An 8,368-nucleotide genomic window follows, 5' to 3' on the forward strand; every position below is an offset into this window, starting at 1 on the left:
GCTCGTAGGCTACGGACTGCAGGTTCTCACCAGCGGACTTGATAGCGTCCACATCGGAGCCCTCGAGCGCCTTCTTGGCGTCGGCGATGGCCGTCTCGGCCTTGGACTTGAGGTCGCCGGAGACCTTGTCGCCCAGCTCGTTCAGCGTCTGCTCGGTGGAGTAGCACAGGGAGTCGGTCTGGTTGCGGGCCTCGACCTCTTCCTTCTGCTTCTTGTCCTCCTCGGCGTGGGACTCGGCGTCCTTGACCATGCGATCGACTTCCTCATCGGAAAGCGCGGTGGAGCCGGAGATGGTGATGGACTGCTCCTTGCCGGTGCCCTTGTCCTTAGCGGAGACCTTCACGATGCCGTTGGCGTCGATGTCGAAAGTGACCTCGATCTGCGGCACGCCGCGACGGGCGGCCGGGATGCCGGTGAGCTGGAACTTGCCGAGCGACTTGTTGTCGCGAGCAAGCTCGCGCTCGCCCTGGAGCACGTTGATCTCGACGGAGGTCTGGTTGTCCGCAGCGGTGGAGTAGACCTCGGTCTTGGAGGTCGGGATCGTGGTGTTGCGGTCGATCATCTTGGTCATGATGCCGCCCATGGTCTCGACGCCCAGGGACAGCGGGGTCACGTCGAGCAGCAGGATGCCCTCGACGTCGCCGGTGAGGACGCCGCCCTGAACGGCCGCGCCGTTGGCCACGACCTCGTCGGGGTTGACGGACATGTTGGGCTGCTTGCCGGTCATGGTCTTGACGAGCTCCTGGACGGCGGGCATACGGGTGGAGCCGCCGACGAGGATCACCTCGTCGACCTCGGAGAGAGAGACGCCGGCGTCGCGCAGGGCCTTGGTGACCGGGGCCTTGCAGCGCTCGAGCAGGTCGCGCGTGATGCGCTCGAACTCGGCGCGGGTCAGCGTGTAGTTGAGGTGCTGGGGCACGCCGTCGATAGCGGTGATGAACGGCAGGTTGATGGTGGCCTGCTGGGCGGAGGAGAGCTCCTTCTTAGCGTTCTCGGCCGCCTCCTTCAGGCGCTGCAGGGCCATGGGGTCCTGGCGCAGGTCGACGCCCTGGTCGGCCTTGAACTTGTCGGCCATCCAGTCGATGACGCGCTGATCCCAGTCGTCACCGCCCAGGTGGTTGTCGCCGTTGGTGGCCAGAACCTCGAACACGCCGTCGGCGAGGTCGAGCAGCGAGACGTCGAAGGTGCCGCCACCGAGGTCGAAGACGAGGACCTTCTGCTCCTTGTCCTGCTTGTCGAGGCCGTATGCGAGCGCAGAGGCCGTGGGCTCGTTGACGATGCGCTTGACGTTGAGGCCGGCGATGCGGCCGGCGTCCTTGGTGGCCTGGCGCTGGGCGTCGTTGAAGTAGGCCGGGACGGTGATGACGGCGTCGGAAATGGTCTCGCCCAGATACTTCTCGGCGTCCTCCTTCATCTTGGCCAGGGTCATGGCGCTGATCTGCTCGGGCGTGTACTCCTTGCCCTCGATCATGACGACGCAACGGCCGTTGGCGCCCTCCTTCACCTCGTACGGCACGGTCTTGAGCTCATCCTTGACCTCGGAGAACTTGCGGCCCATGAAGCGCTTGATGGAGAAGACGGTGTTGGTGGGGTTGGTGACGGCCTGGTTCTTAGCGGCCTTGCCCACGATACGGTCGCCGTCGGCGCGGAAGCCCACGACGGACGGGGTGGTGCGGTCGCCCTCGGCGTTCACGATGGTGGTGGGGGTGCCGCCCTCCAGGACTGCCATGGCGGAGTTAGTAGTACCAAGGTCAATACCAAGAATCTTGCTCATGATTGACTTCCCTTCTGCGGTGCGGGCGCTCCGTGAGTCGCTGGGAAGCGCGCCGCGTTTTTTCTTTCGGTTTGTACTATATCCCCTTATTGGCTCTGTTATACAAAATCTAAGTCATTCCATATAAGATTTCTTAACTTCCACAGCAGCAGGGAAGCTGAGTGTCCCGCGATAGGGCCTTTCAGCTGCTCGAACCGGCAGCACGGACGGCCCTGCGCCGCTAAGCACCCGCCGTCAGGAATCCGCGCAGACGGGCACTCCCATCCGAAAACCTCCCGGCAGGCCAGTCGACCGCGCCCCTACCGTCAGGAATCCGCGCCGACGAGCCGTCTCGCCCAAAGCCTCCCGGCAAACCCGGCCGCTGGATCCCAAACGTCAGGAATCCGCGCAGGCAGGCAATCCCATCCGAAAACCTCCCGGCAAACCAGGCGACCGCGCCCCTCCCGTCAGGAATCCGCTCCACAATCGCCTTCGCGCGAAAAACCTCCCAGCAAGGCGCCCTCACGTTCGCAGCCCGCTACTCGGCCAACCGGGATCCCTCGTCCAACACATCGCCTTCTCGCCGCGGAATGCCGAACGCTTTCAGCAATCCCTCCAAATAACCCGGTTCAAATACACGCGTAAATTGAATCCTCATCACGCGATAGCCGAGCGCCGCGATGTGCGATTCACGCTGCCGCTCTTTAACCAGCTCCTGCAACGCGCCTTCGCGGTACTTGCCCAACCCATCGACTTCACCAACCACCCCGCCTTCCGGCAAATCCCAAAACTGGTCGGCCCGCATCGTCTGCCCCGCGTCGATTGGGTCTTCCAGCTCCATCTGCAGCTCGTGCGGAGGCATGTATCCCAACTCGTAAATAAGCCCCCTTACCAGGGACTCGCCGCCATTTTCCGACCTGCCGTCCGCATACGCGATCGCCTGAAATGCCCGCTCTGCCCGAATCCCCCTGAAATTGCACCGATTGAGGAACCGCAACAGCTCGTCCTTCTCGACAAGGCGGTACCGCAGCGCGCAGTCAAACAGCGGCAGCGCCTCATGCAACGGCAATCGTATCGCGCAATCTATCAACGTGCTGACGATATCGGTTGCACGGCAGCCCTGCACCTCTACCGTTTGACCGGCCACGGCGGCACGAAACACCGTACGTGCAGCATCGGCATCCCCGTCCTCGGCGGCAGCGCGCCGACCTGAAAAACCAACCGATCCGCTCCCCCGGGTTCGGGCCGAAAGAATATGAATCTGGCCAAGCAGCGCATGAGAGACCCACAAGCCGTGCAGCACCGCCGCCGACACCCCGCAATACACGGTGCCCGGCCACATAAGCGCTCTCGTCTTAAGAATGCAGACCGCCCTTTTGCGCTCCTGGCCGTCCATTGTTTCCCAAAAACCCTCCCGCGCGTACATCCCCGTCCACGGACGCACCACTCGGCCGGATTGAACACGCCGCGACAGCGCCTTCAACTCCGCGTTGGATTCGGGCCACAGCAACAACCCCATCCGCTCGGCTTCCTCAAACCGCTCCTCGAGCGCCCGCTCCCGTTCCGTCATCCGCATATCGACCCCCTTCTCGGTGAAGGCGCACGATACGGCACGAAATGGATGGCCATCGTATTCTTGCTAACAAAAAGCTCCGAAAGGAGTGACCTCTTGCCCGAGTGCCGCTAACACCCCTGGCAAGCACCGTGATCATGCGACCCATCTCCGTTGACTGCGAGCTCATCCACCCAAATATTCACTGCAATATCATTTCTTTCGTCCGCACTGCCGCCGCGTGCCAGCGATCGCGGCGGCTTCTGGTTTCGAACACCGAAGCGATGCGTCCATAGCGGACGGCGCTCAAACGGGCCGCGCCCGAACAGGCGACTCCCGAGCGGACCGCGCTCAAACGGGTCGCGCCCGAACAGGCGGTTCCCGAGCGAACCACGCCCGAACAGGCGGCTCCCGAGCGGACCGTGCTTGAACGGGCGGTTCCCCAGCAGACCGCACTCAAACAGGCCGCGCCCGAACGGACCGTGCCCTCGCGGGCCATGCGTCGCGGTCTTCGTCGGCGCCCCGCGGCATAGTCGGAAAACGGTGCAGAAATGCCCGCCCAGCAGAAAAGCTCCCAGCACGCCTCGATGCAATCCCCCTTGCCGTCATACATCAGCGAACAAACCAGGCTGCACGCCGTTTTCCTCCCGCAAGCACAACAACCCCGCGCTTTTCTCTCGCCTAGGGGCCTCGTCGCCTTTGCCCGAGTCAGGATTTCGCGGGCGAAGGCACCTACCGTCACAAATCCACGCCATCCAGCCCGCATCGAACTAAAACCTCCCTGGAGGCGCGCGGCCGTTTTCCCAAACGTCAGGAATGCGCGGCAACGGCTCCCCTTCGCTAAAAACCTCCCGACAGACGCGCTGCAGCTGGAGCCCGATCGAACGCGCTGCAGCTGGGGCACGATCGAACGCGCTGCAGCTGGGGCACGATCGGACGCGCTGCAGCTGGGGCGCGATCGAACGCGCTGCAGCCGCCGCACGCCTCGCGATGTCGCACGACTTTCACCGTACGGGGCGCGATAGCGCGGACGTATCTGGCCGTCAACCGAGGCTTACTCGGCGAATGGCATGTAAAACAGCGACCAAAGGGTTGCAAACCATGGGCGGCACGGTATATTTTTGCCGAACGCCCGATGCTCATTCGCCTATTCGCATCGGGCACAACAGAGAGGAAACTACCATGGCTCATCCCGTAATTGATGCCGACGAGTGCATCGCTTGTGGCGTTTGCGTTGACGCCTGCCCCGCTGGCGTTCTCGAGCTGAACGACGTCGCCACCGTGGCCGACGAGGACTCCTGCGTGGCCTGCGGCGCCTGCCAGGACGCCTGCCCCGCCGGCGCGATCACCGAGATCGTTGACGAGTAAGCACCCGCGCATACTCAAAAAGAAAGCCACTCGAGCTCAAACGGCTCGAGTGGCTTTTTCTTTACTCGACAGCCGCCTTTCCCGGCGGCCGTCTTTCCCGGCAACCATCTTCTCCAGCGCCCGTCTTTCCCGGCGCCCACCCTACCCGACGGTCGCTTCGCCATAGACGGCCAGGGACGCACGGTGCAGACGCCCAAGACGCAGCGCCTACTCTAGATCGTCCTCGTACGGCATGACCTCGGCCAGGTAGCCGCGCTCGGCCAGCTGCAGCTCGATCTCGTCGAGGGCCTCCTCGGACTCGGCCGCGATACGGTGAAAGTGGTAGCCACTTGTCACCGTCATAAGCGGAAAACTCTTCCCCGCGGCGATATCGGAAACGTAACGAGCCACATCCCGCCTGCTCTTGATGTCCAAGTCGGCCGTGATCTTGCCATATACGCGATGGTTGACCAGCACGTTCGTCACGACTCCACCCAAGTCCACGATAGTGTTGAGCTCGTCTGCAACCTCGTCCACCGTATGGTGCACCTTCACCAGGCGCGTCGGCAGCTCGTCGCGCGCGCCGGCGCGCAGCACGTAACCCCGCGCCGTAGCCACCACGTCATGCCCATTCGCGCGCAGCAGGGCGATATCCTGCACGATAACCTGGCGGCTCACGCCAAGCGACCGTGCCAGCGCGCTACCCGACACCGGGGCGCTCGCACCCTGCAGCTCGCCGATCAACGCGGCACGACGCTCGCGGCCCGGCATCGGCGCGGGTGCGCTCCGGCTCGGGCCCGTCGCGGCGTCACCGGCGGCGGCGTGCACCGTCATCGCCCGTCCCCCTGCGCACCCTCGTCCAGCATCCGCAGGTGTTTGAGCGACAGGTCCAGAATCCCAGCTGAATGCGTGAGCGCGCCGGACGAGATCACGTCCACGCCCAAGTCGGCCAGCTCGCGAATGCGCTCCAGGTCAACGTTGCCCGATGCCTCCACCAGGGCGCGCCCGTCGATCACCTCGATCGCCTCGGCCATCTGGTCGCGACCCATGTTGTCCAGCATGATGATGTCGGCACCCGCATCGAGCGCCTCGCGCACCATCTCGAGCGTCTCGCACTCGACCTCGACGGTGCAGGTAAACGAAGCGTGCGCGCGAGCGCCCGCAACCGCGGCGGCGATGCCGCCCGCCGCGTCGATATGGTTGTCCTTCAGCATGACCGCGCTCGACAGGTTGTACCGGTGGTTGGCGCCGCCGCCCAGCCGCACGGCCTCCTTCTCGAAGATGCGCATCCCCGGCGTGGTCTTGCGCGTGTCGGCAAGCAGCGTCCCCGTGCCCTCGAGCGCATCGGCCATTCGACGCGTATACGTGGCCACGCCGCTCATACGCTGCAGATAATTGAGCGCCACCCGCTCGCCCGACAGCAGCACGCGCGCATCGCCATACACCATGGCGAGCAGCTGCCCGGGCTCCACGCGGTCGCCGTCGGCTACACGCGCCTCGATTCGCGTGGCCGGGTCGAGCAGGGTAAACGCCCGCTCGAAGACGCCCAGGCCCGCGATCACGCCCTCCTGCTTGGCTATGAGCTGCACCTCGGCGGGACGTGCCTCGGGGCACACGGACATCGTGCTGATGTCCTCGCTCATGATGTCTTCTTGCAACGCCCGGCGAATCGCCTCGTCAACGACTAGATTCATGGTGATAGGGTTCATACTCGCTCCTCAACGCCCCAACTGATCCCATACTCGCTTGCCCCCGCTCGGCATCCACGGCCGCGCGGAACCCGTTAGCCGCGCGCGGCGACGCACCCGCTCGCGCCGCAAAGCACGTCCATCGCGCTTTCATACGCGCCGCCGCGCCGATGCACGCCGTCGAGCGCCGGCTCGCCCACCGCGGGCACCGCAAGCGACTCGCCCGTGGCGATCCGATGCGCGGCCCGCGCCGCGAACACCAGCGCCTCCAGCAAGCTGTTGCTAGCCAGGCGGTTGGCGCCGTGCACGCCGTTGCAGCTCGTCTCGCCCGCTGCATACAGCCGCGGCATGCTCGTGGCCGAATCGCGGTCCACGTGGATACCGCCCATGAAGTAGTGCTGAGTGGGCACCACGGGGATGGGCTCTTCCAGGATGTCGCGCCCCTCGTCCAAGCAGCGCTGGCGAATATTGGCGAAGTGGTCGCGCACGACCTCGGGATCGACCGGGGCGAAGGACAGCCACTCGTGATCGACGCCCTCGGCGCGCATCTCCTCGCGCATGGCCGCGGCCACCACGTCGCGCGGCTGCAGCTCATCGGTAAAGCGCTCGCCTGCATGGTTGAGCAGGATCGCGCCCTCGCCGCGGCAGCTCTCCGAGATGAGGAACGCCCGCCCGGGCTCGGGCGAATACAGGCCCGTGGGATGGATCTGCACGTAATCGAGGTGCTCGTTCTTGATGCCGTATTTCGACGACAGGTAGATGGCGTCACCCGTGAGCTGCGGGAAATTGGTCGAATGCTGGTACACGCCACCTATGCCGCCCGTCGCCAGGATCGTGGCGCCCGCGCGCACCTCGAAGATGCACGCGCCGGCCTCGCCTTCCAGCAGCTCGTCCACGGTCTGCGCCGACTCTGCCTCGCTCACCGCGCGCACGCGCACGCCGGCGCACGCACCGTCCTCGACCAGCAGGTCCACCATGGCCGCGTGTTCCAGGATGCGCACGTTGTCGAGCCGGCGCACCTGCGCCAGCAACGCCGTGGTGATGGCCTCGCCCGTAACATCCTGGTGGAACACGATGCGCGGGCGGGCATGCGCGCCCTCGCGCGTGAACGCCAGGCCGCCGTCGGCCTCGCGGTTGAACGCCACGCCCAGCGCCACGAGGTCGTTGATGACCGCGCGCGACGAGCGGATCATGATATCCACGCTCTCCCGGCGGTTCTCGTAGTGTCCCGCGCGCAGCGTGTCCTCGAAAAACGAGTCGTAGTCGCCAGCCTCGGGCAGCACGCAGATGCCTCCCTGCGCCAGCATGGAATCGCATTCCTCCACGGCGCCCTTCGACAACATCACCACGTTGCAATCGGCTGGCAGGCTGAGGGCGGCGTACAGGCCCGCCACCCCGCAGCCCGCGATCACCACGTCGCACGCCAGGTCCCGGCACCCGCCGGCGCTTGCCGGAGCCGTGCCCCGATCCATGCGTTCCGTCGCATCCATTCGAGCCTCCTAGCGCGCCGCGTATTCGAGCATGCGGTCGAGCGTGAGCTTGGCTTGCGGAGCCGCAGCGGCGTCCACCGCCACCTCGCCCGAGCCCGTCTCCAAGCACGCCGCCACCTTCTCGAGGGTGACCATATCCATATCGCGGCACGTGGGCGGCGTCTTGGTGAAGAAGAAGCGCTTCCCGGGGCAGCGGCGCTCGAGCTCGTGCAGCACGCCGCGCACGGTGACCACGATGAACTCCTCGGCCTCGCTCGCCTCGGCGCGGGCGATGATGCCCGAGGTCGCGCCGATGTAGCTCGCTTGCTCGAGCACCGCGGCGGTGCACTCGGGGTGTGCCAGCACCTCGGCATGCGGATGCTCGGCCTTCAGTGCAAGCAGCTCGTCCAGCGAGACGTCCTCGTGCCGCGGGCAGTAGCCCTTATTCAAGATGATGTGCTTGCCGGGGACCTGCTCGGCCACATAGCGGCCCAGATTGCGATCGGGGATGAACAGCACGTGGTGCTGCGGCAACTCGGACACGATCTTCACGGCGTTC

The 8,368-nt window shown here is 65.3% G+C and carries 7 protein-coding genes; 1 reads left to right on the forward strand and 6 read right to left on the reverse strand.

Annotated elements, in window-relative coordinates:
- Together dnaK and I2E26_RS07585 are read right to left on the reverse strand one after the other, a co-directional pair.
- Positions 1-1,774 (reverse strand): molecular chaperone DnaK (dnaK, locus tag I2E26_RS07580; RefSeq protein ID WP_195420247.1); only part of this gene is annotated, 1,774 nt, incomplete at its 3' end.
- Positions 1,775-2,291: 517 nt separating this feature from the next.
- Positions 2,292-3,329: a hypothetical protein gene (locus I2E26_RS07585; protein ID WP_195420248.1), complete on the reverse strand. Its 1,038-nt coding sequence runs from the start codon at positions 3,327-3,329 to the stop codon at positions 2,292-2,294.
- Between the two features lie 1,158 nt (positions 3,330-4,487).
- Between I2E26_RS07585 and I2E26_RS07590 the strand changes: the two genes are divergently transcribed.
- Positions 4,488-4,673: a DUF362 domain-containing protein gene (locus I2E26_RS07590; protein ID WP_009141142.1), complete on the forward strand. Its 186-nt coding sequence runs from the start codon at positions 4,488-4,490 to the stop codon at positions 4,671-4,673.
- 207 nt (positions 4,674-4,880) lie between these two features.
- On the opposite strand, the gene I2E26_RS07595 is transcribed toward I2E26_RS07590, so the two are convergent.
- From I2E26_RS07595 to nadA, 4 genes are all read right to left on the reverse strand, one after another.
- On the reverse strand, positions 4,881-5,423 hold the full coding sequence (locus tag I2E26_RS07595) for a transcription repressor NadR (RefSeq protein WP_195420251.1): 543 nt from the start codon (positions 5,421-5,423) through the stop codon (positions 4,881-4,883).
- Positions 5,424-5,482: 59 nt separating this feature from the next.
- On the reverse strand, positions 5,483-6,361 hold the full coding sequence (gene nadC, locus I2E26_RS07600; protein ID WP_195420249.1) for a carboxylating nicotinate-nucleotide diphosphorylase: 879 nt from the start codon (positions 6,359-6,361) through the stop codon (positions 5,483-5,485).
- A 74-nt stretch (positions 6,362-6,435) separates the two neighbouring features.
- The gene (locus I2E26_RS07605) at positions 6,436-7,830 is read right to left on the reverse strand and encodes an L-aspartate oxidase (RefSeq protein WP_229056494.1); all 1,395 of its coding nucleotides are present in this window, start codon (positions 7,828-7,830) and stop codon (positions 6,436-6,438) included.
- Between the two features lie 9 nt (positions 7,831-7,839).
- Positions 7,840-8,368, reverse strand: a 529-nt coding sequence (gene nadA / locus I2E26_RS07610) for a quinolinate synthase NadA (protein ID WP_195420250.1), incomplete at its 5' end; no start/stop codon positions are given.

Source organism: Collinsella sp. D33t1_170424_A12 (assembly GCF_015554865.1).
Taxonomy (GTDB): Bacteria; Actinomycetota; Coriobacteriia; order Coriobacteriales; family Coriobacteriaceae; genus Collinsella.